Here is a 23,910-nt window from a genome sequence, read left to right on the forward strand (position 1 = left end):
CCTTTCGAGGTAGTACGGTATAATTTCCCACAAGGCAAGCGTCGAACGCATAGGCAGCACAGTCTGGCCCGGGGAGAATAAACGCATATGGTGAAGCTCATCATCGTGGACGACGAAAAATCGACAAGAGAAGGATTGGTCCAGTACATTCCCTGGGAGAGTCTCGGGGTCAGCCAAGTGGAGAGCGCCGGGTCCGGTCTCGAAGCGCTGCAGGCGGCCGAGCGGCTGCATCCCGACATCGTCGTGTCCGATATCCGGATGCCGGGCATGAACGGCATCGAATTCGCGACGCGCGTGAGGGGCATGCTGCCGGACTGCAAGATCATCTTCCTGAGCGGCTATGCGGACAAGGAATATCTCAAAGCTGCCATCCAGCTCCGCGCCGTCCATTACCTCGAAAAGCCGATCAACCGCACCGAGCTCAAGCGCGTCGTCCGGGAAGCCGTGGACGCCGCGGTCATGGAGCGCACCGCGAAGGAAGAGAGCGACGCCCTCCTCCAGGAGAAGCTCGCGCTCGATCTGATCGGCGAGCGATCGGCGAATGCGAATCCTGCGCCGCAGCTCAAGCATGCGTTCGGAGACCTGCCTCCCGGCGGCAGCTTCATTACCGGCATCCTCCGCGTCGACATTCGGAAGGACCGGGAATTGATCGTCGAACGGCATTATCGGGCGCCGATCCGCGAGGCGATCGCCGAGGCATTCGCCAGTCCGCTCTACCGGTCGATATCGGGCTTCATCGACAATCGTCATATCGTCATCCACTTCTACGGAAAAGGCATCACCGGCCGCAGCATCCAGCCCGCGGCGTTCGCCCGGCTCAAGGACCGGATCGAACAAGCTTCGGGCGCGAGCGTCGAGCTCTTTCTCGCCGTCGGCAGGCGGGCGGACGGCGCGGCGGAGGTTAGGGAATCTTACCGGACCGCCGAGCTGGCCTTGCAGGAGCAATTCTTCGCCGGGCCCGACCGGATGGCCATCTACGAGGACAAGGCCGACGAACGGGACGACTTTCGGCTGGACTCGGCGCTCCTGCAGCCCTTTCTCGCAGGCTTGCACGCGGGCGACAAGGACAAGGCTCAGCAAGAGCTGGCGCGGCTCCACGACGAGATTAAGCGCCGGCCCGGACTGCCCGTCAGGCAGGTCAGAGAGCTGTTCTACGACATGCTCCTTGCGCTGCACGCCTTTGCGGAGCGGTACAATATTATGACGATCGAAGCTCACGAGCAGGCATCCCTCCGGGACGCCTTCATGCAGCTGCCCCACCTGGCCGCCATCCTGAAGGATCTGTCGGGCAGAGTCGACGCCGTCATGAGCCGCGTCCTCGCCAAGAGCAGCAACGGGCAGCACGTATTCGCGATCACGCAGCATATCCACGAGCACTATGGCGACGAGCGGCTTTCCATCAACCGGATGGCGGAGCGGCTGTATCTGACGCCGACCTACTTGTGCAGGATCTTCAAGGAGCGGACCGGACAGACCATCAACAGCTACATCACCGACGTCCGCATCGAGCAGGCCAAGACGCTCCTGCGCGACCGCAGGGTGAAGCTGTCGGAGATCTCGAGGCGCGTCGGCTACCAGAGCGCCAATCATTTCACGAAAATATTCAAGAAGACGACCGGCATGAACCCTTCCGAGTTCAGGGAGCGGCAATGACGAAGCTCGGTCAAGCGGTTCGGGCGCCATGGTCGTTCATCCAGGATCTCAAGATCCAGCAGAAACTTATCCTATTGATCTTTTTTCTGATGATTCTGCCGCTCGGCAGCTTCACCCTGCTTGCCTATAGGCAGACGTCCCACACGATCCAGAAGAACACGGTCTATGCGGCCAGGCAGTCGTTCGAGCAGGCGGTCGCTTCGCTCGAATCCAAGATCAACGACGCTTCCCTGATATCGGACTACATCATCCTTGACGAAGAAGCGGCCAGAGTGTTCGGGAGAATGCACGCGCCCTACCCCATCCCCATGCAAGTGAAGGACAGCGCCTACCTGCTGCGGCTGTTCCGGTATCTGATGCGCAATCAGGATATCTATCTGATCCGCCTGTTCGTGCCGGACGCGCTGATGTACGCCGGAGACCGCCAATCGATCTACAGCGTGAACGACATCGGGGACGCGCCTTGGTACAAGCGGCTGCTGAACAGCAACGGCAAAGTCCTGCTGACGCCCACGACGACGCACTACACCGAGACGACGGGAGCGATCGCGGAGAACGAGGTGCTGTCCACCGTCCGCCTCGTCAAAGATCCGTACGACTATGCCGCGAATATCGGCGTGCTCAGCGTGGATCTGTTGCGACAGGACGTGCTGGATCTGCTGGGCCAGGCCGCCCGCATCACGAGCTCCGGCATGATCTATATCGAGAACGGAGACGGGCTCGTCCTCTCGACCGCGGGCGCGGAGCTTACGGACGCGTGGCGCGTCGCCGACCCCGCCGCAGCCTCCTGGGAGCGGACGACGGTGAACGGCAAGGAAGCGATCGTCGGCTGCCGGACGATCGCAGGTACGGATTGGCGGGCCGTCAGCGTCATCCCGCTCGAGGACGTGCTGTCCGCCAGCTCCCAGCAGCGCAACGTGCTGATCCTCGTCATGATCGCCATGGCCGTCGTCGCCTTTCTGCTGGCTTATATCAGCTCCGTGTCCAGCACGAGGCGCATCTATCGCCTGATCTTCAAGATGAGGCAGGTGCAGGGCGGGCATCTGTCCGTCATTCACCAGAACTTCGGCAGGGACGAGATCGGGGAGCTGGCCGAGTCTTACAACTTTATGATCAAGCGGGTCGGCGACTTGATCGACGAGCAGGTAAAAACGGGGCAAGAGATCAAAAACGCGGAGCTGAAGCTGGTGCAGGCCGAGCTCAAAGCGCTGCAATCGCAGATCAATCCCCACTTTCTGTACAATACGCTCGACCTCATCAACTGGATGGCCATCAAGCACGATTGTCCGGATATCGAATCGCTGATCAGCTCCCTGTCCCGCTTCTACAAGCTGAGCCTGAGGCAGGGACAGGACATCGTCTCGATCGGCGACGAGATGCAGCATCTGCGCACGTATATCGAGATTCAGAACCATCGCTTCGAGAACAGCATCGAGCTGGCCTGGGACATCGATCCCGAGATCCTGCTCTTCGAGATTCCGAAAATCACGATGCAGCCGCTCGTGGAGAACAGCATCGTGCACGGCATTCAGATGAAGCCGGACAAGAGCGGCACGATCACCATCGTGGGCCGGCTGGAGTCCGACTCCATCATCCTGACCGTGCGGGACGACGGCGCGGGCATGACGGAGGAGACGCTCGCGGGCATGCTCCGACAGCCTTCCCAGGATGCCGGGCACGGCTACGGCGTTCGCAACATCCACGAGCGGCTTAAGCTATACTTCGGTCCGCAGTACGGATTGAGCTTCAGCAGCCGGCCCGGCGCCGGCACCGAGGTGGACATCCGCATCCCGCCCGTCCAGGGAATGGGGGCGTCCTCGTAGAAGCGTTAGGCAAGCGAGCTTTATTAAAGAGAGCCGTAGTCCTTGCACCACGGCTTTAACGATTTGTGTAAACGATTTCATTTATAAAGCCTCAAAGGAGGGGATGCGAAAACCATAACGGTCTCACTCGAACGAAGAGTTGGCAAGGCTCGAGCTCGGAAGGCCATTCAATCAAAAAGGAGATGAAGTTGAATTGAAAAGAAGAAGCGCGATCTCATGGCTAGCGGCCGTATGCATGCTCGTCGGCACGCTCGGATGGTGGCCCGCGAGTCCTGCCCGCGTGGCGCATGCGACCGGGACCACGTATTACGTCAGCCCGACCGGCAGCGCGACGAATACCGGCCTCACGACCGGCTCGCCCTGGACGTTGACCAAGGCGGCGGCCACGGTGACGGCGGGCGATACCGTGCTGTTCATGAACGGCAACTATATCGAGCAGCTCGTCCCGCAGAACAGCGGCACGGCGGGCAATCCGATCACCTACAAGGCGCTGAATCCCGGGCAGGCGACGCTGACCTACACGGCGACGACCAACCCGATGGACAATCATATGGTCATCAAGATCAAAGGGAAGTCTTATCTGACGATCAGCGGCTTCAAGGTGAAGGGCAACCTGAATTACGGCAAATGGCTGCTCCTCGACAGCAGCGACGGCACGGCGACCGGTACGAAGAGCACCAACATCACGATCTCGGACAACGTGTTCAGCTACGCCACGGGAGGCTTGGGGCTCCGCGCGCCTTTCTCCGTCAACTATACCGAACAGCTGAAGCTGCTGAACAATACGATGACCGAAGCGTACGACGGAGACGATCTCATCTCCTTCGCCAACAGCTCCAAGCTGCTCATCCAGGGCAACGACTTCAGCAAGGCCAGGCACACCGTCGTCGTGTTCGGTTATGGCGGCGCCTACAATACCGTCAGCGACGTCGTCGTGCGGAGCAACGTGTTCAACAGCCAGTGGAGCCGCAACTTCGAGGTGTTCCCGAGCAGCCGGATCCTGTTCGAAGGCAACGTCTTCGCGGAGCAGCGCTTCGGGTCGGGCAACGCGTCGTCGCGGGATTCGATCCATGCGGACCGGATTATTTTCCGCAACAACCGCTTCATCCGCAATTATAGCGGCGGCACGCTGGGCAGCGCCCCTTATGCGAACGACCTGTATTACACGAACTCCGTCTATTACAACAACGTGTTCGCGGAAAACGAAGTGTTCGCCCATCTGCTCGGAGGCAACGGCGTATTCACGATCAAAAACGAGTTTTTCAAGAACAACGTTTTTTACAACAACGATCAGAACGCGTCCAAACGCAACTTGAGATACTTCGAGCGGCGGGTCAATCCCGACGGCACCCCGACGTTCGCCTTTATCGACAACAACTTCTGGAACGGTAGCGGAAACGCCCCTAACTTCCTCGGCACCAATAACAACTACACCAACTACACGCTGTGGACGCTGTCGCAGCTGGAGACGATGTCCGACTTGGCGAATTCCCAGTTGCCGCAATTCGATGACAACACGAACGTGGATCCGCTGTTCAAAGATCCCGGCGATTACGACTATACCCTCCAGCTCGGCAGTCCGATGGTCGACGCCGGCACGAACCTGACGACGGCTTCGGCCGCCGGTACCGCGAGCACGACGCTGAACGTCGTCAATCCGAGCTACTTCTACGACGGCTGGGGCATCGCCGGCGAGACAGGCGACCTCGTCTCCGTCGGCTCCGCGTCCAATCGCGCGCGCATCACGAACATCGCCTATACGAAAAATTCGACCACCGGCGTCATAACCGGGGGCACGCTCACGCTGGACGCGCCGCTCACTTGGTCGAACGGCGCATCGGTCAACATCGCCTATGCCGGCAGCGCACCGGACGTGGGCCTCGTGGAGACGGGCTCGACCGCGCCCGCGTCCCTGCAGGTCACGACCGGCACGTTCAAGTCCACCGTCGGCACCTCGATAGCGTTCGATGCGGGCGTATCCGGCAGCTTCACGCCCGTGTCCTACGCCTGGCGCTTCGGGGACGGCTCGACGGGCGCGGGCGCGACGCCGAGCCACGCCTATTCGCAGCCCGGGCAGTACACGGTGTACGCCACGGCGACGGACGCGGCCGGCAAGAAGATCTCCGGCGTGACGTACGTTATCGTGAACGCGGCGAATTATTTGACCCAGCCGATGGTGTACCATTCGTTCGACGCGGACGACTATGTGTATCGGCAGGTGTTCCGCTACAGCAAGCGCGGCAATGAGGTGCCCAGCGCCACGCGCCAGTTCGAGGGCACGAACGGCGTCATCCACGTGCCGTACAACGGCGCCAACGACGAGACCAAGCAGCTTCGTTACGCCTATTATCCGACGGACTGGAACATCGACCAGTTCCCGATCGTCAGCGCCAAGTACAAGGTGAACTCGGGAACGAAGCTCGTGCTCGCGCTCGAAGCCTATCCGCTCGGGGGGGACGAGCACGACAATCAGATGTACCCGATCGCCGCAACCGCCGCGGCGAGCGAGCCGACTGCCGCCCACACCCTCACCGCCGACGGAGCGTGGCACACGATCGAGGTCGACGCGAGAGAGATCCGGGATCTCGGCGGCACGTACGCGAACCTGAACCGCCTGCGGTCCGCCGGCTTCCGGATCAGGGACCTAGGCTCCGCAGGCATGGAGTATTGGATCGACGACTTCAGCATTAAGCCTGCGCCGACGCCGTAATCCGATTGTCCCGGACGCCGATGCGCCACGAAACGCAGCATGGCACTATCGGGCATCCGCCTCCACCGAGGGGACAATCGCGCAGCCACTGAATTAGTTGCTAAAAGGCAATTATATCCGGACCCATTCGCTGAGAAACAAGATTAGTTGCCAGAAGGCAGTTAAACCTGCCCCCAGCGGCTGAAATGCGGGAAATCCGGCGCGTTAACTGCCTTTGGACAACTATTTTGCGAGATACGGCACGCTTCGGGCGAAATAGATGCCTTTTGAGCGCTATTCTGTGAGCCGAGCGTTCCGGATGGCCGTATCGTCGCACCAAAAGGAAACGGAGGTCGGCAATCAGCCGGCCTCCGTTTCCTTTTGGTGCGTGCTACCTCGTCGACAGCACCGCGCATACGGGGTAGTGGTCCGAAGGATACCGCCCTTCGTACCGGCCGCGATCCACTTCGATCCGGCTCACGGCGACGTCCGGCGAAGCGAAGATGTAGTCGATAGGCTCCCCGGCTTCGCCGCCCCGAAAGTCGTGGAAGGTCGCGCCCGCCGCCGCGGCCCCGCCAGGAAGCGACGAATAGCCGTTCACGTACCCCGCCTGCTCCAACTCGCGCACCACCGCGTGCGCCGGACCGACGTTGAAGTCGCCCGTCAGCGCGACGGATGCTCCCGTCCGCTCCCGCAGCTCCCCGATCCGATCCATTACCAGCCGCATACCGTTCACCTGCGCCGACTCGCTCACATGGTCCAGATGCGTGTTGAACACCGCGAGCTCGCCGCCGTCCGTCATCCGCAGCCTGGCCCACGTGCACATCCGCGGGTAGTCCGCGCCCCAGCCCAGTTCGCCGAGCCGCTCTGGCTTTTCCGACAGCCCGAAGCTGCCGGATTCCGCGACGCTCGCCTTCCTCTTCTTGAACCAGATCGCGCAGAACTCGTCGTTCTGCCCGCCGCGCCTGCCTTCGCCTACCCATGAATACTTCTCGAGCAGCGGCTCCAGATCCAGCAGCATCGCATAGAGCGCCTCCTGCGCGCACACGATGTCCGGATCGTGGCGCAGGATTGCCCGGGCTACGGCTTCGGGCCGCATTGGCCACGCGTTCTCTCCGTCCGACGGGACGTTGGTGCGCAGATTAAACGTCATGATTTTCCATTCCACGTGTATGCACCTCAGGTTCGAATCGACGCACAAGCAACTTGAGATCAGTTTACCTCTCGTATCCCTCGCGGTCCATATCCGCTTTTTGCAAAGGTACGCTTCGCGGGGGACCGGGCTGGGCAATGACCGCACCATTCTCTAACCGATTTTGTAACCATTTACGCCCAGCGCGATACTCTATATAGACAAATGACTATTTTAACGGAGGGCTTCATGATGAATCGTGGATTTTTCCCCGGCGGCGGTGTTGGCGGAGGTTTTGGCGGTGGTGTTGGCGGCGGCTTTGGCGGCGGGTTCGGTCGTCCTTTCTTTCGACCTTTCCCCCATCCCTTTTTCCCCGGCCGCGCCTTGTTTCCGTTCTTCTTCTTTTCCCCGTTCTTTTTCCCCTTCTTCAGGGACGGACAATCGGACGACATGCTGTTCGCGCAGCATCAAGCCCAGCATGGCGATACGTTAGCTTCGGTGGGCCACAAATACAATATCCCTCATTCGATCTTGGAAGAAGCCAACCCGCAGCTGTCCAACCCGAACCGTCTTCAGCCGGGCGAGATGGTTTACATTCCCCGTATTTCCAACATGATGTGTCAAAAGTCTTACACGGAGATGCCGGCATCGGAGCAGCCGGGACAGCCGGCGATGCAAGGACAATATAAATAACGAAAAAACAGCTATAAGCCGCCAAATCGGATCGATTGGCGGCTTATAGCTGTTAATTTGTTGTGTCTGGCGGTCAGGCTGAGGATCGCCGGCAGCTCGTCCAGCCTGTCGACTCTCGCAAATTCGCCGTGGACGGTTGTCAAGACCTAACCTAGTCGTACGACATTATACGACAATCCGACCATTCATTTTTGTTTTGCGCATGTGTTATCATAAGCCGCAAGGCGGGGCTCAATTTAATATCTGTTACAGCTCGCGCCTACGAACCTAGTACATACTTCAAGGAGGCTTAACGGAAATGATGAAAATGAAATGGACGGCGATCCTGTCCTGCGTCTTGGCCGCAAGTTTGATGACCGGAACGGCAGCATTCGCCAAGTCGGCCGAGCAGAACGGGAACAAAGGCGGCAACTCCGCCGCAGTCAAACCGCAGGTCGAAGAGAAGAAGAACGAATCCAACGGCAACGGCAAAAAGGAAAGCGCTTCCTCCGCTACTTACGGCAACCAGGAAAGCGTCACGTCCGCTACATACGGAGGACCGAACGGCTACAAAGGCCTGCTCCATGCGATCGAGAACGTTAAGGACAAGCCGGCAGGCGCCGTTCTGGCCGATATCCTGCTCACGAAATACGAGATGAAATTAACGGATCAGCAGAAGGCGGATCTGGAGATCATTCAAGAACAAGATAAGGCCTTGTCCGCGATTGCCGACCTGCTCGATCAAAAGGGCAGCGTCGTCGATGCGGTATACGTGCAAAAAGAAGCCATTAAAGCCAACGCCAAAAACCTTGCTTCCTACCAAAAGCTCGGCAAGCTGTACAAAAAGTCGGGTAAAACCGGCGTGAACCTGTTCGTGAACGGGGACGAGACGATTCCGGCGGTAGCGCCGATTATCCGCAACGGCAGTACGCTGGTGCCTTTCCGCGCCATCGCCGAGGCTCTGCAGGCTGAAGTCGTCTATAACGCCGCCGAACGCACCGTCACCGTGACCCGCGACGGCACGAGCGTCAAGCTCGTCCTGAACAGCAAGACGGCGTACGTGAACGGGAAAACCGTTAAACTGGACGTAACCGCGACCGTCGTCAAGGGCAGCACCGTCGTTCCCGTGCGCTTCGTCAGCGAAGCGCTGAACTCGACGGTCAAGTGGGAGCCGGTATCCCAGTCCGTCGTCGTGTACGACAATCCGTAAATCAACATCAAAAATCCGCGCAGCAGGTCCGAGATCGACCTGCCGCGCGGATTTTTTCGTTCATCCCCTTTACCAAGGAAGCTCGCTGTCCATGTAGTAGAACCCGCCCGTCGGGCCGTCCGCGCCCACGGTTGCCAGGCGAACTGCCGTCAGCGCCCCGTCCTCGACCGACAGCTCCGCTTTATCCCCGCCCATGCGCGTCTTGACCAGACCCGGATGCACCGAGTTGACCTTCAGATTCGTGCCCTTATATTTCTGCGACCAATAAGCCGTAAGCATGTTCAGCGCCGCCTTGGAAGCCGCATAGGCCGGCGTAGCGAGACGCTGGGCGAGCTCGTTGGAGAGAATGAACTGAATCGAGCCGAGCGCGCTGCTCTGGTTGACGACTCTGCCCGCATCGCTCTTCAGCAGCAGCGGCAGCAGCGCCTCCGTAATCAGGAAAGGCGCGAACGTGTTGACCTCGAACGTATCGCGGAACGCGTCGCCTTCGTACGCCAAGCTCTCCGCCCAGACGCCCGCATTGTTGACCAGAATATCCAGCCGTCCGTATTCTTCCTCGATGAATCGGGCTAGCTTTTCGATATGCGCGGCATTCGTGACCTCCAGCTCCACGCCGACCGCGTCGATGCCCTCCTGCCGCAGCCCGGCTGCAGCCTCCTCCGCCGACGCCCTTGTCCGCGCGGCCGTCAATACGGTCTTCCCTTGCCGTCCGAGCTGTCTGGCCACTTCAAGCCCGATTCCTTTGTTTGCGCCGGTGACCAGTGCGATTGCGTTTGCGTTTGTCACTTCAATTCCTCCTCGAATGTAGGTACGGTTTAGTGGTTTCTTACAAATGGGAACGATCGTTCTAAATATCTGAAAAAAAGAGGGCCGCCTTCACGGCTCCAATATCAGCATAGACATCCCGGCGATCTGCCGCAGCTTGTCCTTGTCGGCCGAAGTCCGCGTCATCACCCGCAGGCCCGCCAGCGCATTGTGCAGATATGCCGCCAACGCTCCCGCTTCGTATTGCCGGGTGAATTCGCCGCCGTCTTGTCCCCACGCCACGATCTCGGCCAGCAGCCGCTCCGTGCCGGCGAAGGCCTCCACGATCTTAGCGTCAATGCCCGCGTCGCGGTTCGCGAGCTCGGCGGCGGAGTTCACGAGCATGCAGCCTGCCGGCGCATCCGGTTCGCCGTCGATGATGGCATCGAACACCGCGCGCATCGCCTGGGCAGCCGTGGGAGATTGCTTGATCGCCGCCTTCAGGCGGGCGCCCATGCGCGCCTCGAACCGATCGATCGCCTTCAGGAACAACGTGCGCTTGTCGGTAAACGTATCGTAAAGGCTCCTGCGATGGATGCCCATACGCTCTACGAGATCGTTCATGGACGTCTTCTCGTAGCCTTGCTCCCAGAACAGCCGCATCGCCTTGTCCAGCACGGCGTTCTCCTCGAATTCCTTGCTTCTGGCCATCATGATCACCCCTGGCCTATGATAACAGGATTAGAACGTTCGGTAAAGAATGGCCGCAGCTCGTCACCTCCCTTGCTCTGAACTCAGATTATCATATTGGGAACGATCAGTAAAGAATTATTTTTACCGATCGTTCCCGTAATCAGAACCGGCCGTCCGTCGCTGGATCGCATGCTAATCTCAATCGCGCACCCGGGGGATCCAGCCGCTCAGCTCCGCCCCGCCTTCCGGACGGTTAGCTGCGGTCAGGTCGCCGCCGTGCGCTCTGAAGATCCGCCGCGCGATGGCCAGGCCGAGCCCCGCGCCGCCCGTGTCCCTGCTGCGGGACGACTCGCCCCGATACAGGGGCTCGAAGATCCGGGGGAGGTCCGCCGGGGCGAATCCGGCGCCGTTATCCCGGACGATCAGGACGATCCGCTCTCCCTCCGGCTTGCATCGCACGACGACGAGGCCCTGCCGCGGTGCGTGCCTCGCCGCGTTGTCCAGCAGGTTGCCGATAGCGCGCGCCAGCTGATGGGCATCCCCCCGGATAAGGCAGGGCGCGGCGTCCGGAGGCTCCACGACGACGGATAGGCCCTTCGCCTCCGCGGATCCGCGCATGCCCTCGACCGCGCCGCGCAGCTCCGCCTTGAGATCGAGCACCTCGCCTGCCCGGACGGTCTCCGGATACTCGGACTTGGCATAGGCGAACAGATCGGACACGAGGCGATCCAGCTGGCTCGCCTTCTCCCGGCAGACCGCCGCGTACCTCCGCGTCTGCTCGGGCGTCGCGGCGATCCCCTGCTCGAGGCCTTCCAAGTACCCTCTCAACGCGAATAGCGGCGTCCGCAGGTCGTGGGCGATCGCCCCGATGAAGAAGCGCCGCTCCTCCTCCAGCGCCTCCCGGTCCGCGACGGACTGCCGCAGTCCCGCGACCATCGCCTCGAACCCGTCCCGTACGTCGGAGATCTCCCGGATGCGGGACGCGGGCAGGACGACGTCCAGATCGCCGCCGGCGATCTCCCTCGCGCCCCGGCCCATGGCTTCGAGCGGCCTGACGACCCACCGGCGGAGACCGTAGCCGAGCAGCGCTGCCGTCATGAGCGCGCCGGCCAGCGCGGCGATCCATAGTCCGGCATGGCTTGGACGCCCCTCCCCCAGCCGGATGCCCGCCGATCCCGACTCCGCGATCGCCACGGCGACGTACGCCGCCCACGAGAGCGTCAGGACCGTCGCCGGCGCCAGGACCAGGAAGCTCCGGATGCGCAGGCGCCTCATCGGGGCTTGCCCTCGAAGCGGTAGCCGATGCCCCATACGTTCGCCACGTACCGGGGCTGATCGGGATCGAGCTCGATCTTCTCCCGCAGCCGGGCGATATGGACGCGCACGGTATGCTTGTCGCCGATGCCTTCCCAGAACTGGCCGAGCAGCTGCTCGTACGTGATGACCTGGCCGGGATGCTCGCTGAGCAGCCTGAGGATGTCGTATTCTTTGGGCGTCAAGGATACGCGCGCGCCGTCGGCGAGCACGTCCCGGCTCGCCAGATCGAGCTGCAGCCGGCCGAAGTCGAGCAGCCTCGGCGCGGCATACGCGGGAGGCGCCTCCGCTCGCCGCAGCGCGGCCTTCACGCGCGCCACGATCTCGCTCGGCGAAGCCGTCTTCACGATATAATCGTCGCCGCCGATGCCGAGTCCCCGGATCTTGTGCAGATCGTCGTCGCGCGCGCTCAGGAACAGGATCGGCACGCCGCTGATCGCCCGGATCCTGCGGCACAATTCAAAGCCGTCCTGACCCGGCATCATGATGTCGAGCAGGATGCACTGCGCGCCGTCCGCCTGGAATCGTGCCATCGCCTCCTCGGCATGCCGCGCCGTGATGACCTGGAACCCGTCGTTCGCCAGAAAATCGCGCATCAGCTCCACGATGCTCTCGTCATCGTCTACGACCAGAACCGTCCGCTGCCGCATCCTCATAGCCTCCCTTTGGCGCACTGCCGCTATTCCGCCCGTAACGCTGCGTTGTATAGCCAGTATACCATCCCGGATCCTCCCGACGCCGCGGCCGACGGATTCGTGACGGCTCCTTGACGGTATCGTGACGATCGGGCATACCGATCCGAGACAGATTCCGGTTACAGTTAGAGCGGATAAGCCATCCACCCCCAATAAAGGAGCGATTCGTCATGTCCTTCCACAGTCAGCTGCTGCTCTCCGCCAATCTCTGGTTCGGAATCTCGCTGCTCGTCTTCGTCGCCTTCCGGTTCGCCCGTCTGCGCGAGGGCAGAGGATTCGGCGGACGACGCCATGACAGGTAAGGCGCCGCACCGTATCGTCCTCGTCCTGTCGGCCGTCCTCGTCGCCTGGACGCTGCTGAACCGGCTCGTCATCGATCCGCAGGCCGTCGCATTCCTCGGGCACAAGACCGGTCTCGCGCATCCGCTGCGGCTGCCGGTATGGCTGCGCGTACTGGATATCCATATCGCGTTCGCCTGCCTAGCGCTGCTGACCGGGGCGCTTAACTTCGCCGGACGGTCGCCCCGAGAGCGCGGCCGCCGGCATCGGGCGGTCGGGTACGTCTATCTCGTCAGCGTGCTGATGGTCGTCGTGACGTCAGGGTACATGGCGCCCTATGCCACCGGAGGCCGCACAGTCTCGATGGCCTTCAACCTGCTGAACTTGATCTGGATCACCGTGACGCTAACCGCGCTGATACAGATTCGCCGCAAGCAGGTGGACCGTCACCGGCGATGGATGATCCGCAGCTACGCATTTTGCTTCACGAACGCGGCCATCCATCTGATGGAGACGGTCCTGAAGCGCCTGCTCAGCTTGCCCTACGAGACGGCCTATGCGGTCAGCGTCTATGCTGCGATCCTGCTCCTGGCCGCGATCGCGGAGTTCGTCGTCCGTCGATCGTACGGGAAGCCGCAGGGAAAAGGCGCGGCCATGCTGCCGTAGCGCCCCGACGCTGAAAAAACGACTTCCGGAGGAAGCCGTTTTTTCGTATTTTGTAGACTTGCAGACGAAGACTTATTTAAAGATCACGAACTTCAGATCCTTCTCCTTCAAATACTTGATGATCGCCGGCAGCGCCTCGACCGTGTGCTGGTCCTCATGCATCACGTATACGCCGCCGGAAGCCTCGACCTCGCGGAAGTATCGGATGATATCCTCGGCCTTCTTGGCATTCCAGTCCTCGGGGTCGCGATTCCATAGGAGCGTCTTCATCCGCTGCTTCCGGGCCGCGGAGACGAGCGCCTCGTCGACGGCGCCGTACGGCGGCCGGAACAACGTCACCGGGTCATCCGTCAGCGACTCCAGCAGGCTGCTCGTCATGGACAGGTTCTTGCTCTGGTCCTTCGCCGAGGCTTTGGTCAGCACGCTGTGGTCCCAGGAGTGATTCCCGATGGCCATGCCGTGCTCGTGCGCATACACCACGCCCTCCGGATGTCGCTTCGCATTTTGGCCTACGAACAGGAACGTCGCCGCGATCTTCTGCTCGGCCAGAATGTCCACGATCTTCTTCGTCAGCGGAGAGGGACCGTCGTCGAAGGTTAAGGCGACTTCGTTGCTCGGCAATCCGAAAAACTTCTTCTCCTCGTCTATGTCCACGACGACGTACCCCGTCTGTCTGGCGTCGTGCTGGAGCGAGGCCTGCGCCGGCGCTGCCTGCGCGGCGGGCTCCACAGCGGCCGATGCGACCGCATGGGTAGCGATCTCCTTAGCCGTACCCGGCCCGGCGACAGCGGCGACCTGCGCGATCGGCGTTTCCGAGGAGATCGCCTTCGCCTCCTCGGCGCGTGCCGGCTCGCTCAGCGCGGCGTCGCCCCTGCCTCCGGCGGACACATAGAGAACGGCGACCGCCCCGCACAGCAGCAGGAGGAGAAGCGCGGAAGCGCGCGGCCCGTACGCCGCGAATCGGCGAAGCAGCGGATCCCGGCTCCGGGCGGCAGATGGCGCTGTATGGCCGCCGCGTTCAACGCCGCCGAGCGGGAGGAGAGAAGACGCAGCCTGGCGAATCCGCTTGATCTGCTCCAGGTACGCCTCGCTGCATGCAAAATACAGCGTGTCACGCGACACGCTCGTGGTCCTGATCAGCGCGCTATAATAAGTATTTCGGTACGGATCCCACTTGGGGTACGGCGAGAGCCTCGCCCTGCCTCCGCTCAGCGGCCGCAAGGCCTCGAGTTCCGTGTACGTATGCTCGTCGATATCGATCGCGTATGTAAGCGGCTTGTCTTCGCGGATCACCGCGACTTCGATCCGATGCCCGCCATCCTCGGTCCGCCCGAGCGACAGCAGCTCCATCACCTGTATGCTGTATGTTTCCATGCCCTCTTCGCCCTTCTGTTCCCGATCCCGATCTGCTCTTTAGTCGGCGGAGACCCCGTCCAACCGGTCCGCGCCGGTCGCGAACGGCGACGACAGCCGGCTGGTGAAGTCGTTCACGATCGTCAGCAGATGCGTCTTCTCCTGGCGCAGGGCCTCGAACTTCTGCTTCATCTGGGCGAGCTCCGATTCGAGACGCTCGTTCTTTTCTTCGAGCTCGCCGATCTTTCTGTTTTTCTCCGTGGACATGCCGTTGTACTTCTGGAGCAGGCCGGCATAGTTCTGGCGCTCGAGCTCGACCATGCCCTTGAGCTCCTCGACCTCGCCCGACAGCGTACCGTGCAGCTCCCGGTAATCCTCCATCATCTGGTCGACCTTCAGATTCTTGTCGATCAATCGCTGCTCGAGCTCCGCGATGCTCTTCTCGCGCTCCTCGATCACCTTGCCCAGGTTCTTGAGATCCCGGTTCAACCTGTCCGTCTGCCCGTTGGCGTGGCTCAGCCGGTCCTGCAGGTCCTGGTGGCTCATCTCGATATGCTGCTTGTCCTTGATCATCTGTTCCACGGCAAAAATGAGGTCGAGCGACTTCTTATCCATATGGCTCTTATGGACTAGAACGGATTCCCCCGTCTCTTCGCCTGCCCCGGATGCCGCCGCTTGAGCAGGGGCTGCCGCCTGCGGCTCGTTCGATTCCTTCCTCAAGACCCTATCTTCATGCGGAGACTGCTGCTCCGCGCCGTTCTTCTTTTTAAGGAAGGGAGAAAACATCGATGAATTCACCTTTTCTGGATAAGTGTTGATTCGTGTCGAAAAATGTTTCTTTCATTATAGATGAATTTTCCAATTTGTTAGCGGGGCCGAAGTACCTATTTGTATACCGGGAATTAGGCTAAAAGGAGGGATGATCGGGATGATAGCGCCACCAATGCGGGGATACGGGCTAAATGATTAAAAAAGCCCGCCGCCGAGACCGGCGGCGGGCAGGCGGTGCGAGCGACGGCGCTCGAGGGCCGCATCAGCCCTCGGTTGCGCGGATTTCTTTTTCCATCACATAATCGTCCATGACGTAGCCGTTCCCGATATCCGCGACCTGCTCGCGCACCTTGGCGAAGCCCTTCTTCTCGTACACCGCGATCGAGCCGTCGTTGTGCCGGTTGACCGTCAGCCAGAGGGCGTCCAGTCCGCGCTCCCGGCACAGTCCCGTGATAAAAGCCATGGCCCGGCTCGCATAACCCTGGCCCCGGTGCGCCTTCAGCACGTACAGCTTGCTCAGGAACAGCTTCCCGCCCTCCTCCTTGACTGCCAGATAGCCGACATTCTCGCCGCCGGCCTGCATCAGATAGTACTCGTAGCCTTGGGTCGCGATCTGATCCGCGATGGCGTCCGCCGACTGGAACTTGTCGACCATATAGACGATCTGCTCGCGGGACAGGAGCGCCCCGTAGTATTCGTGCCAGATCTCCTCGGCAAGCGCGGCCACCGTCGCCGCATCCCCGGTATCCGCCAGGCGGCATGTCCATGTTTCTTGCGTTTGCGTCATCCGATACCCTCCTCCGGCTCTCATTCCGTTCCGTTATGGCGGTTGAATAAAATGGATTTTTAACGCGAGCAGTTTGTCCAATCGGCAACCGGAAGCCACTCATAGAATGTCTCATCCTTATTATTAGGGAGGTGAACAAGAATGGCAATCGTCCACTTCAACGCGACTTCCGTGACGCCGATCACGGACGGCGTGCAGATCCCGGTACCTCAGACGCCCCAAGGGGTGGGGCTCGCGACCGTCATCTCCTCCGTGCCCTCTATTCCGAACACGGTCCAACTCTCAGCGTCCGTCGGCCTCCGGGGAGACGTGGGTACGGGAAGCGTATTGTTCCGTATTTTCCGCGACGGCCACGAGATTTACTACTCCCGTCAAGGCATCGAATCGGGCTTCGAGCAGTTCGCGCTCGTCACCTTGCAGGCGTATGACAATGCGGCTCCCGGCCAACACGCCTACACGCTGTCCATCGAGAAATTGACCGCCGGCTTAACGGCCACGGTTATCGGACCGATTAACCTCAGCGCAACGGTTTACAGCCTTACCTGATCCAAGGCATTGCTGTACTGTGCTGTACTGATCTCTGGCACGATCGCAAAAAAGAAGCTGCTTCGAGCGGTCTCGAAGCAGCTTCTTTCGCGTTGATGGGCCGTTCCGCTTATTGCTGCGGCAGCATGTTGTTGTAGATGCGCGTCGCATTGACCTTGCCCGTGCTGACGTCCTCGCTCGTGAAGCCCGACACGATGTTGCCTACCTTGAATTCCTTCTGCAGCAGCTCCTCGGACGGTTCTGCCGCCGTCGGGCCGTCGATGCCCATGGCCGTATCCGGCGTAATGTTCACCCAGAGGTCGCCCACCTTGAAGCTCTTGCCGTCCGCGCTTACTTCGGAGATGACGCCTTCGATGTTAACCGCAGCTTTGCCTTTGATCGGCGCTTCCTCCTTGGCCGGGGCCATGTTGTTGTAGATGACGTCCGCCGTCACGCGGCCGGAAGCGACATCCTGCGAGGTAAAGCCGGACACGATGTTGCCGACCTTGAACTCCTTCTGCAGCAGCTCTTCGGAAGGAGCCGTCGCCGTCGGTTCGTTGCTGCCCAGCTTCGTCTGATCCGTTACTTCTACCCAGAGGTCGCCGACCTTGAAGCTCTTGCCGTCCGCGCTCACTTCGGAGATGACGCCGTCGATGTTGACCTGTACCTTGCCCAGGATCGGAGGCTTCTCGGATGCGATCGCCGAAGGCTGTACCGTCGCCGAGGGGGAGGCTACCGAATCCTTGGCCGGACCGTTCTGATTGATCGCGAAGATCCCTACCGCCAATACCGCGCACGCCGCTACCCCGACCGTCCAACTCGTTACCGTCTTCTTCTTTGCCTTTTCCATTTTAACCAGCTCCTTCGATTGTATGGGGTTATTCGTGCCGTCGGACTCCTGCTTTTCTATCTCGCGCATTAACTTCTGATAGGTGGCCTCGTTGAAGTTCTCGCTCGTTTTCAAATGAGACATCGCGGATTTATATACTGAACGCTTCATCCTCTGCGCCTCCGATCTTCTCTTTTAACAGCATCCGTCCTCTGGCGAGCCAAGTCCCTACCGTGGCGGGCTTGGCCTGGAGAATGTCCGCGATCTCCTGGATCGAATAGCCTTCGTAATAATGAAGGTGAATCGGGATCCGGTACTTCTTGTCCAGCGCCAGTACGGCTTGCAGGACCTCGTTCTCTTCCCGCGGGAGGTAGCTCAGGTTTTCGGGAACCGGATTCCGGCTTTTAAACCATCCGGCTTTGAGCATGTTTTTGCTTTTATTGATCGTCGTGCGGATCAGCCACGCTTTTTCGTGCTCGTTATTTTCGAAGACAGGGCGCTTTTGCAGATAGGCCAGGAATACGTCCTGCGCCACTTCTTCCGCATCGGCCATATTTTTCAAATATGCGAAGGCGATTTTGATCAGACTTTGCGAATATCGATCCAAGGCCTTCAGCACAGATTCATTGAGCTCAAATGAATTGTACACCTCAGCACCTCCTTTCCCTATGAATACAACTGAACAGGCGGATATTTTTCACGAAGGTCGATTATTTTAAAATATTTGCTTTTTCGAGTCGGATTACACGCTATAGACGCAAGGAAGAACGCGAAGGGATGCAGGAGAATTGCATTCGCGCGCAAAATGTAGGCAGAGAGGCGTGGTGCGTGGCCGGAGTGGGCACGATGGTGCACAGGAATGAAGGCGGTGGAGTCGTGGTAAGTAGCCGGGGCGGGCATGATGGTGCACTATAATTGTGCGTGGAAGTGGCGGGGGCGCGTTAGATGGCCGAATAGGTACGAAAATGCGGAAGGCGGCGGAGCGGATGGTGCACAGGAATTGTGCATGGCACCCGCTACCGCCGTATCCCCACCCTACGACCTGTCGCAACGCTTTATTCTTTTTCCGTTGCAAGTTCATATAAAGAAACGTCTAGCGCCTGGACGAACGGCGTCCATTCCCCCGCCGCATACAGCCGCAGCCGATGCATCGCGCGCGTGCATGCCGTATAGAAAAGCTTGCGCTCGCTCTCTCGGCCGTACGTCTCCGCGGACGCGTCGTAGATCAGCACGGCGTCGAATTCGACGCCCTTCGCGAGGTACGCGGGCAGCACCAGCGTCCCCTTCTCGAAGGTCGGCGTCTCCTTGGTGACGAGCCGCAGCGAAGGGCAGCCCAGCGCGTTCAGCGCCTCGTAGGCTTCGGCACCCTCTGCGGCCGTCTTCGCGATGACGGCGATGGAGGCGAAGCCTTCGGCCCGCAGCGCCGCGACGTCCGTCGCCATCCGCGCCGCGGATGACTCGCGGCTCGCTGCCTTCACCAGAACAGGCTTCGGCCCGCTTCGCTCGAAGGGCACGATCTCCCGGCCGTCCGGCAGCAGCACTCTCGCGAACGACACGATCTCGCGCGTCGACCGGTAGCTGCGGACCAGCCGGATGAGCCTCGTATCCGCCTCGCCGTACAGCCGGAGCAGCGGCGAATCCGCGCCGTGCAGCTCCGTGGCCTGCGTGAAGATCGCCTGCCCGAAGTCGCCGAGCACCGTCATGCGCGCCCGGGGGAACAGCCGTTTCAAAAATTCATATTGAAACACCGAATAGTCCTGTCCCTCGTCGACGAAAACATGCCGGACCTCCGTGTTCGTCCGAACGCCCTCGACGAGTTCCTTCAAATACAAGTACGGCGTCGCATCCTCGTAGAAGAGCTCGAGCCGTCCCAGCTTCTCCTTGGTCTGCCCGCAGATCTCCTCCCACAACGCCGGGATCTCGGGCTCCCCGGTCATCGCGACGTACGCCTCCCGCCCTTCGAACAGCTGGCCGTACAGTCCCGCCGTGTCGATGTACCGCATCCGCTTGACGAACCGGCGCAGCGGCTTGAACTGCTCCTTCACGACCTGCTTGCGCAGCAGCTCCTCCTCGCGCTCGGCATAGTCGAAGTCGCTCTCGTCCCGCCGGCTCCGCCCCTGCAGCCGCTCTTGGACCTGTTCATACCGCTCGGCGAAGTCGAACACGCCCCGGTCCTGATGAAGCTCGCGGAATGCGGCGGCATAATCGTCCTTGTCGAGATAATCGAGCTCCTCCTGCACCCACGGCGCCTCCCGCTCCTCGCGCTCGAGAACGGCAAGCTCCTTCAACAGCCATTCCTGCAGCATGGCGACGCGGTTCGCGACGCCGATGGCGGGATCGTAGCCGTAGAACTGCGTCTTCATGCGCTCCGCGGAGATCAGGTCGCGGTCCCGGAACCGGATGGCGACGAACCGCATGCCCTCCCGCCCCAGCCATTCCGCATAACCCCGTAGCGCATGGAGGAACGCGGCCGACGCCTTGTAGGCCATCCCCTCGAGCCGTGCCTCGTACGCGCGCGTATGCGGATTCGACAGCACGTACTCGATCTGATCGAACGGATCCTCCGGACGCAGCGCCTTCCCGAGCCCGATCTCCAGGTATTCCTGGAAGGTCGTCTGCTGCATGTTCTCTTCGCCGAGCTCGGGGAGGACGGTAGATACGTAGCTATTGAACATCGGATTGGGCGAAAAGAGAACGATCTGGTCCGCCTTGAGCCGCTCGCGATGCTTGTAGAGCAAATAAGCCACCCGCTGCAGCGCCGCCGATGTCTTGCCGCTGCCCGCGGCGCCTTGCACGATGAGCATCCGGCTCTTATCGTCGCGGATGATGGCGTTCTGCTCCTTCTGGATCGTCGCCACGATGCTCTTCATTTGAGCGTCCGCGCCATGGCCGAGCACCTGCTGCAGCAATTCGTCGCCGATCGTGAGGCTCGTGTCGAACACGCTCAGCAGCCGGCCATCGCGAATCTGATACTGCCGCTTCAGCTCCATCGTCCCGGTCACGCGCCCGCCGGGCGTATCGTAGAATGCCGGACCCGGAGAGTGATCGTAGTACATGCTCGCGATCGGCGTGCGCCAGTCGTAGACCAAGAACGCCATGCCGTCCGATGCGACGAAGGACGATACGCCGATGTAGACCTGCTCGACGGCGTCCAGGCCCTCCTCGCTGAAGTCGATGCGGCCGAAGTATGGAGAAGGCAGCAGCCGGTTCAAGCCCTTCCACTGCTGCTGCCGCAGACGGTAGCTGCGCTCCCGCTCCGACAAGATCGCCTCCTGCTGCTTGATGCTGTAGAAGGTTTCCTCGAAGTCCTCGTCGGTGGCCGTGTTCACCGTCACTTCTTCCCAGAACCGTTTGCGCAGGTCCCCCGCCTGATTCCGGAGGCCGTCCGCCTCCGGCTCCAGCTCGGCGATCCGCTCCTTCAGCTTTTCCGTGACTTGGTCCAGACGCTCCTGCTCCTGCTGCCAATCCTTCTCGTCGATCATTGTTCCGATCCCGCTCCCTTCCGTTCATGGTAGAAAAAGAACGTTTGACATCCCATGACCCCACGTGGTATGATTAGTATGAAGGTAAGATGCATTAAGTGTGATTAGTGGGCAAAAGTCACCGGTTTCTCATGATACCACAGCGCGGATTGACGCGCAATTTATATATTTAGGATGTAGATTCAACCGGCAGAGACGCCGGTTTTTTTGTTGTAGCGCACACGCGAAGGGAATGCTCATACAGGAGGCGACCGTCCATGGAAAATGCATTTACGCGCAGGCTTGGCATCTCCTGCCCGATCCTTCAAGCGCCGATGGCGGGCGGTCCCGCGACGCCCGAGCTGGCCGCGGCGGTATCCAATGCCGGAGGGCTCGGGAGCCTGGGCGCGGGTTATTGGACGCCGGAGCAGATCCGAGACGCGATCCGCGAGGTCAGACGGCGGACGGATCGGCCCTTCGGCGTCAATCTGTTCGTTCCCGAGCGAACGGACACGGCGGATGAAGCGGTGGCGGCGATGAACGCGCATCTGAACCACTATCGGGCGAGGCTGGGCATCGGGCCGGCTCCCTTCACTCCTGCGCACGCCCCATCGTTCGAGGCGCAGCTGCAGGTGTTGCTGGAGGAGGGCGTGCCGGTATTCAGCTTCACCTTCGGCATCCCGCCCGCGGACGCGATCCAGGCGATGAAGCGGCGCGGGACGTTCATCGTCGGCACGGCGACGACCGTCGAGGAGGGTATCCGCCTGGAAGCGGCCGGGGTCGACGCGGTCGCGGCCCAAGGCAGCGAGGCCGGCGGACACCGCGGCACGTTCCTGGGCGATGCCGGGGACGCGCTGATCGGGACCCTGGCGCTCGTGCCGCAGCTGGCGGACCGGGTGTCGGTACCCGTGATCGCGTCGGGCGGCATCATGGATGGACGCGGACTTGCGGCCAGCCTCGCGCTCGGGGCGTCGGCCGTGCAGATGGGCACCGCGTTCCTGGCGAGCCCGGAGAGCGGCGCCCCTGCCGCGCACAAGCGGATGGTGTTGTCGTCCGGGGAGGACGCAACAGCTATCACCCATGTCTACTCGGGCAAGGCAGCGCGCGGCATTCGCACGGAGTTCATGCAGGACATGCAGGCCTACCCGGGGACGATTCCAGGTTATCCGATCCAGAATGCGTTGACGAGAGACATTCGCCAGGCCGCCGCCCAAGCGGACGATCCATCGCTCATGTCCCTCTGGGCGGGCCAAGGCCTCCGGCTGGCAACGGCGCAGGCCGCCGCCGATATTGTGAGGCGGACCGTCGCCGAGGCGCAGGCCGCGATCGGGAACTTGAGCAAGCTCGCCGGCCAGGGCTGAACGGTAACGGTACTCGAAGCGCAGTCCCCAGACACGGCAAAAAGCCGAGCAGGCTCCCTAAAGGGAGCGCCTGCTCGGCTTTTCCTGCTTTATGAGCCCGCCGTCTGCGGGTCAGCCCTCGCTCCCGCCCGACTCAGCTTCCATATCGCTTCCGCATAATAATAGTCGCCGTATATGAGCGGCGCGTCCACGTAGATCTTCTGCGCGTAATAGCCGGTCGCGTGCAGGAGCAGCCCTTCCTCCAGCGGATCCTCGACCGCATATCGCGTATACAGAGACCGCAGCATTTCCTCGGCGCGCGTCCGATACCATCCGCCTTCTGCAGGCGACAGCGCGGCTGCCAGCTCGAGCAGCCCGGACGCCGCGATCGCCGCGGCGGAGGAATCGCGGGGCATGCCCCTGCCGTCTTCCGGAAGCTTGAAGTCCCAGTACGGGACATGGTCGTCCGGCAGATGCGCCACGAAGTACCTGGCGATCCGCTCGGCGGCTTGGACATATCGCGCTTGGCCGGTCCATACGTAGCTGAGTGCGAATCCATAGAGCGCCCACGCCGCCCCTCGGGACCATGCTGAGTCGGCAGCGAAGCCTTGGCCGGCCAGCGCACCGCGTCGCTCGCCGGTAGCCGGATCAAAGCTGACGATATGATGCACGGACCCGTCCGGCAGCACGAACTCGCGAAGCACAGTATCTGCGTGCATCTCCGCGATGAGCCGATAGCGCGGGTCCCCGATCTCCCGGGAGGCCCAATAGAGTAGCGGCAGGTTCATCATGCAATCGATGATGGCCCATCCGCTGTGTTCCTCGCCGCCCCAGTCCGGCCATGCCCGGATGAACCTGCCCGCCGGATTGTACCTGCCGGCGAGCAGGCTTGCGGCCATCAAAGCATGGCGCTTCGCTTCTCCGTCGCCCGCCAGCTCATACTGATTCACGCTGCTTAATCCGAACATAAACCCGACGTCGTGGTGCAGCCGGTCGAACGCCTCCCACAGCGTTCGGCCGATCTCGCGCTCGCAAGCGACGGCGATCTCTTTCAGCCGCTCCTCCCGCGGATTCTCCCGATAGACCAGCCAGAGCATCCCCGGCCAGAACCCGGCCACCCAATCGTGCGCGGGCGCGAGATCGTATTTGCCGTCCTTCGCGCCATTCGGGAACGCGGGCCCGACCGATTCGCTCATGCGTCGTATCTTACCGGCAATATGCTCCCATGCGACCTGCGGCCAATGCGTGTTCGCTTCCGTTGCGCTCATGGCGTC

General features: G+C 61.2%; 21 protein-coding genes. 9 read left to right on the plus strand and 12 right to left on the minus strand.

Going from position 1 to position 23,910, the window contains the following annotated elements; all coding sequences use genetic code 11:
* The first annotated feature begins 87 nt into the window (after window positions 1-87).
* From PQG80_RS09045 to PQG80_RS09055, 3 genes are all read left to right on the plus strand, one after another.
* Window positions 88-1,653, plus strand: a complete 1,566-nt coding sequence (locus PQG80_RS09045) for a response regulator (protein WP_271750967.1) — start codon at window positions 88-90, stop codon at window positions 1,651-1,653.
* Window positions 1,650-3,476, plus strand: a complete 1,827-nt coding sequence (locus PQG80_RS09050; protein ID WP_271750968.1) for a sensor histidine kinase — start codon at window positions 1,650-1,652, stop codon at window positions 3,474-3,476. The genes PQG80_RS09045 and PQG80_RS09050 overlap by 4 nt, the downstream gene beginning before the upstream one ends.
* Window positions 3,477-3,669: 193 nt before the next feature.
* Window positions 3,670-6,186: a PKD domain-containing protein gene (locus PQG80_RS09055; RefSeq protein ID WP_271750969.1), complete on the plus strand. Its 2,517-nt coding sequence runs from the start codon at window positions 3,670-3,672 to the stop codon at window positions 6,184-6,186.
* 370 nt (window positions 6,187-6,556) lie between these two features.
* On the opposite strand, the gene PQG80_RS09060 is transcribed toward PQG80_RS09055, so the two are convergent.
* The gene (locus PQG80_RS09060) at window positions 6,557-7,333 is read right to left on the minus strand and encodes an endonuclease/exonuclease/phosphatase family protein (protein WP_271750970.1); all 777 of its coding nucleotides are present in this window, start codon (window positions 7,331-7,333) and stop codon (window positions 6,557-6,559) included.
* Window positions 7,334-7,546: 213 nt separating this feature from the next.
* Here PQG80_RS09060 and PQG80_RS09065 point away from each other — a divergent pair, with 213 nt between their 5' ends.
* Window positions 7,547-7,990, plus strand: a complete 444-nt coding sequence (locus PQG80_RS09065) for a LysM peptidoglycan-binding domain-containing protein (RefSeq protein ID WP_271750971.1) — start codon at window positions 7,547-7,549, stop codon at window positions 7,988-7,990.
* Window positions 7,991-8,288: 298 nt separating this feature from the next.
* Window positions 8,289-9,179 carry a copper amine oxidase N-terminal domain-containing protein gene (locus PQG80_RS09070; RefSeq protein WP_334219814.1) on the plus strand — a complete coding sequence of 297 codons (891 nt, stop codon included), beginning with the start codon at window positions 8,289-8,291 and terminating at the stop codon, window positions 9,177-9,179.
* 69 nt (window positions 9,180-9,248) lie between these two features.
* Here the strand turns inward: PQG80_RS09070 and PQG80_RS09075 are convergent, their stop codons facing one another.
* The 4 genes from PQG80_RS09075 to PQG80_RS09090 all read right to left on the minus strand — a co-directional run bounded on the left by PQG80_RS09075 (window position 9,249) and on the right by PQG80_RS09090 (window position 12,580).
* On the minus strand, window positions 9,249-9,965 hold the full coding sequence (locus tag PQG80_RS09075; protein WP_271750972.1) for an SDR family oxidoreductase: 717 nt from the start codon (window positions 9,963-9,965) through the stop codon (window positions 9,249-9,251).
* A gap of 90 nt (window positions 9,966-10,055) precedes the next feature.
* Window positions 10,056-10,634 carry a TetR/AcrR family transcriptional regulator gene (locus PQG80_RS09080; protein WP_271750973.1) on the minus strand — a complete coding sequence of 193 codons (579 nt, stop codon included), beginning with the start codon at window positions 10,632-10,634 and terminating at the stop codon, window positions 10,056-10,058.
* 180 nt (window positions 10,635-10,814) lie between these two features.
* Window positions 10,815-11,891, minus strand: a complete 1,077-nt coding sequence (locus tag PQG80_RS09085) for a sensor histidine kinase (RefSeq protein WP_271750974.1) — start codon at window positions 11,889-11,891, stop codon at window positions 10,815-10,817.
* Window positions 11,888-12,580 carry a response regulator transcription factor gene (locus PQG80_RS09090; protein WP_271750975.1) on the minus strand — a complete coding sequence of 231 codons (693 nt, stop codon included), beginning with the start codon at window positions 12,578-12,580 and terminating at the stop codon, window positions 11,888-11,890. The genes PQG80_RS09085 and PQG80_RS09090 overlap by 4 nt, the downstream gene beginning before the upstream one ends.
* A 215-nt stretch (window positions 12,581-12,795) precedes the next feature.
* Here PQG80_RS09090 and PQG80_RS09095 point away from each other — a divergent pair, with 215 nt between their 5' ends.
* Window positions 12,796-12,927: a hypothetical protein gene (locus tag PQG80_RS09095; protein ID WP_271750976.1), complete on the plus strand. Its 132-nt coding sequence runs from the start codon at window positions 12,796-12,798 to the stop codon at window positions 12,925-12,927.
* Window positions 12,917-13,570 (plus strand): DUF2306 domain-containing protein, encoded by a 654-nt coding sequence (locus tag PQG80_RS09100; protein WP_271750977.1) that lies wholly within the window; start codon window positions 12,917-12,919, stop codon window positions 13,568-13,570. Before PQG80_RS09095 ends, PQG80_RS09100 begins: the two co-directional genes overlap by 11 nt.
* A 72-nt stretch (window positions 13,571-13,642) precedes the next feature.
* Here PQG80_RS09100 and PQG80_RS09105 read toward each other — a convergent pair whose 3' ends face one another.
* The 3 genes from PQG80_RS09105 to PQG80_RS09115 all read right to left on the minus strand — a co-directional run bounded on the left by PQG80_RS09105 (window position 13,643) and on the right by PQG80_RS09115 (window position 16,481).
* Window positions 13,643-14,944 (minus strand): polysaccharide deacetylase family protein, encoded by a 1,302-nt coding sequence (locus tag PQG80_RS09105; protein WP_271750978.1) that lies wholly within the window; start codon window positions 14,942-14,944, stop codon window positions 13,643-13,645.
* 39 nt (window positions 14,945-14,983) lie between these two features.
* On the minus strand, window positions 14,984-15,643 hold the full coding sequence (locus tag PQG80_RS09110; RefSeq protein ID WP_271750979.1) for a hypothetical protein: 660 nt from the start codon (window positions 15,641-15,643) through the stop codon (window positions 14,984-14,986).
* A gap of 313 nt (window positions 15,644-15,956) precedes the next feature.
* Entirely contained in the window at window positions 15,957-16,481 is a 525-nt protein-coding gene (locus tag PQG80_RS09115; RefSeq protein WP_271750980.1) for a GNAT family N-acetyltransferase, read from the minus strand.
* Between the two features lie 141 nt (window positions 16,482-16,622).
* Between PQG80_RS09115 and PQG80_RS09120 the strand changes: the two genes are divergently transcribed.
* Complete coding sequence (locus PQG80_RS09120) at window positions 16,623-17,027, plus strand: exosporium protein C (protein ID WP_271750981.1); 405 nt, start codon at window positions 16,623-16,625, stop codon at window positions 17,025-17,027.
* 109 nt (window positions 17,028-17,136) lie between these two features.
* Here the strand turns inward: PQG80_RS09120 and PQG80_RS09125 are convergent, their stop codons facing one another.
* The 3 genes from PQG80_RS09125 to helD form a co-directional block, all read right to left on the minus strand.
* Window positions 17,137-18,006: a DUF5666 domain-containing protein gene (locus tag PQG80_RS09125; RefSeq protein WP_271750982.1), complete on the minus strand. Its 870-nt coding sequence runs from the start codon at window positions 18,004-18,006 to the stop codon at window positions 17,137-17,139.
* A complete protein-coding gene (locus PQG80_RS09130; RefSeq protein WP_271750983.1) occupies window positions 17,987-18,484 on the minus strand; it encodes an RNA polymerase sigma factor in 498 nt (165 codons plus the stop codon). The genes PQG80_RS09125 and PQG80_RS09130 overlap by 20 nt, the downstream gene beginning before the upstream one ends.
* Window positions 18,485-18,890: 406 nt before the next feature.
* Entirely contained in the window at window positions 18,891-21,317 is a 2,427-nt protein-coding gene (gene helD / locus PQG80_RS09135) for an RNA polymerase recycling motor HelD (protein ID WP_271750984.1), read from the minus strand.
* Between the two features lie 257 nt (window positions 21,318-21,574).
* Between helD and PQG80_RS09140 the strand changes: the two genes are divergently transcribed.
* The gene (locus PQG80_RS09140) at window positions 21,575-22,657 is read left to right on the plus strand and encodes an NAD(P)H-dependent flavin oxidoreductase (RefSeq protein ID WP_271750985.1); all 1,083 of its coding nucleotides are present in this window, start codon (window positions 21,575-21,577) and stop codon (window positions 22,655-22,657) included.
* Window positions 22,658-22,746: 89 nt separating this feature from the next.
* Here the strand turns inward: PQG80_RS09140 and PQG80_RS09145 are convergent, their stop codons facing one another.
* The gene (locus tag PQG80_RS09145) at window positions 22,747-23,904 is read right to left on the minus strand and encodes a glycoside hydrolase family 88 protein (protein ID WP_271750986.1); all 1,158 of its coding nucleotides are present in this window, start codon (window positions 23,902-23,904) and stop codon (window positions 22,747-22,749) included.
* Window positions 23,905-23,910 lie beyond the last annotated feature (6 nt).

It is taken from the genome of Cohnella rhizoplanae (assembly GCF_948329515.1).
Classification (GTDB): domain Bacteria; phylum Bacillota; class Bacilli; order Paenibacillales; family Paenibacillaceae; genus Cohnella; species Cohnella rhizoplanae.

Excerpts from the sequence above, each read along its gene's own strand:
- PQG80_RS09045 (WP_271750967.1), top strand. The coding sequence starts at position 88 with ATGGTGAAGCTCATCATCGTGGACGACGAAAAATCGACAAGAGAAGGA.
- PQG80_RS09050 (WP_271750968.1), top strand. The coding sequence starts at position 1,650 with ATGACGAAGCTCGGTCAAGCGGTTCGGGCGCCATGGTCGTTCATCCAG.
- PQG80_RS09065 (WP_271750971.1), top strand. The coding sequence starts at position 7,547 with ATGATGAATCGTGGATTTTTCCCCGGCGGCGGTGTTGGCGGAGGTTTT.
- PQG80_RS09070 (WP_334219814.1), top strand. The coding sequence starts at position 8,289 with ATGATGAAAATGAAATGGACGGCGATCCTGTCCTGCGTCTTGGCCGCA.
- PQG80_RS09080 (WP_271750973.1), bottom strand. The coding sequence starts at position 10,634 with ATGGCCAGAAGCAAGGAATTCGAGGAGAACGCCGTGCTGGACAAGGCG.
- PQG80_RS09085 (WP_271750974.1), bottom strand. The coding sequence starts at position 11,891 with ATGAGGCGCCTGCGCATCCGGAGCTTCCTGGTCCTGGCGCCGGCGACG.
- PQG80_RS09090 (WP_271750975.1), bottom strand. The coding sequence starts at position 12,580 with ATGCGGCAGCGGACGGTTCTGGTCGTAGACGATGACGAGAGCATCGTG.
- PQG80_RS09095 (WP_271750976.1), top strand. The coding sequence starts at position 12,796 with ATGTCCTTCCACAGTCAGCTGCTGCTCTCCGCCAATCTCTGGTTCGGA.
- PQG80_RS09100 (WP_271750977.1), top strand. The coding sequence starts at position 12,917 with ATGACAGGTAAGGCGCCGCACCGTATCGTCCTCGTCCTGTCGGCCGTC.
- PQG80_RS09105 (WP_271750978.1), bottom strand. The coding sequence starts at position 14,944 with ATGGAAACATACAGCATACAGGTGATGGAGCTGCTGTCGCTCGGGCGG.
- PQG80_RS09115 (WP_271750980.1), bottom strand. The coding sequence starts at position 16,481 with ATGACGCAAACGCAAGAAACATGGACATGCCGCCTGGCGGATACCGGG.
- PQG80_RS09120 (WP_271750981.1), top strand. The coding sequence starts at position 16,623 with ATGGCAATCGTCCACTTCAACGCGACTTCCGTGACGCCGATCACGGAC.
- PQG80_RS09125 (WP_271750982.1), bottom strand. The coding sequence starts at position 18,006 with ATGAAGCGTTCAGTATATAAATCCGCGATGTCTCATTTGAAAACGAGC.
- helD (WP_271750984.1), bottom strand. The coding sequence starts at position 21,317 with ATGATCGACGAGAAGGATTGGCAGCAGGAGCAGGAGCGTCTGGACCAA.
- PQG80_RS09140 (WP_271750985.1), top strand. The coding sequence starts at position 21,575 with ATGGAAAATGCATTTACGCGCAGGCTTGGCATCTCCTGCCCGATCCTT.
- PQG80_RS09145 (WP_271750986.1), bottom strand. The coding sequence starts at position 23,904 with ATGAGCGCAACGGAAGCGAACACGCATTGGCCGCAGGTCGCATGGGAG.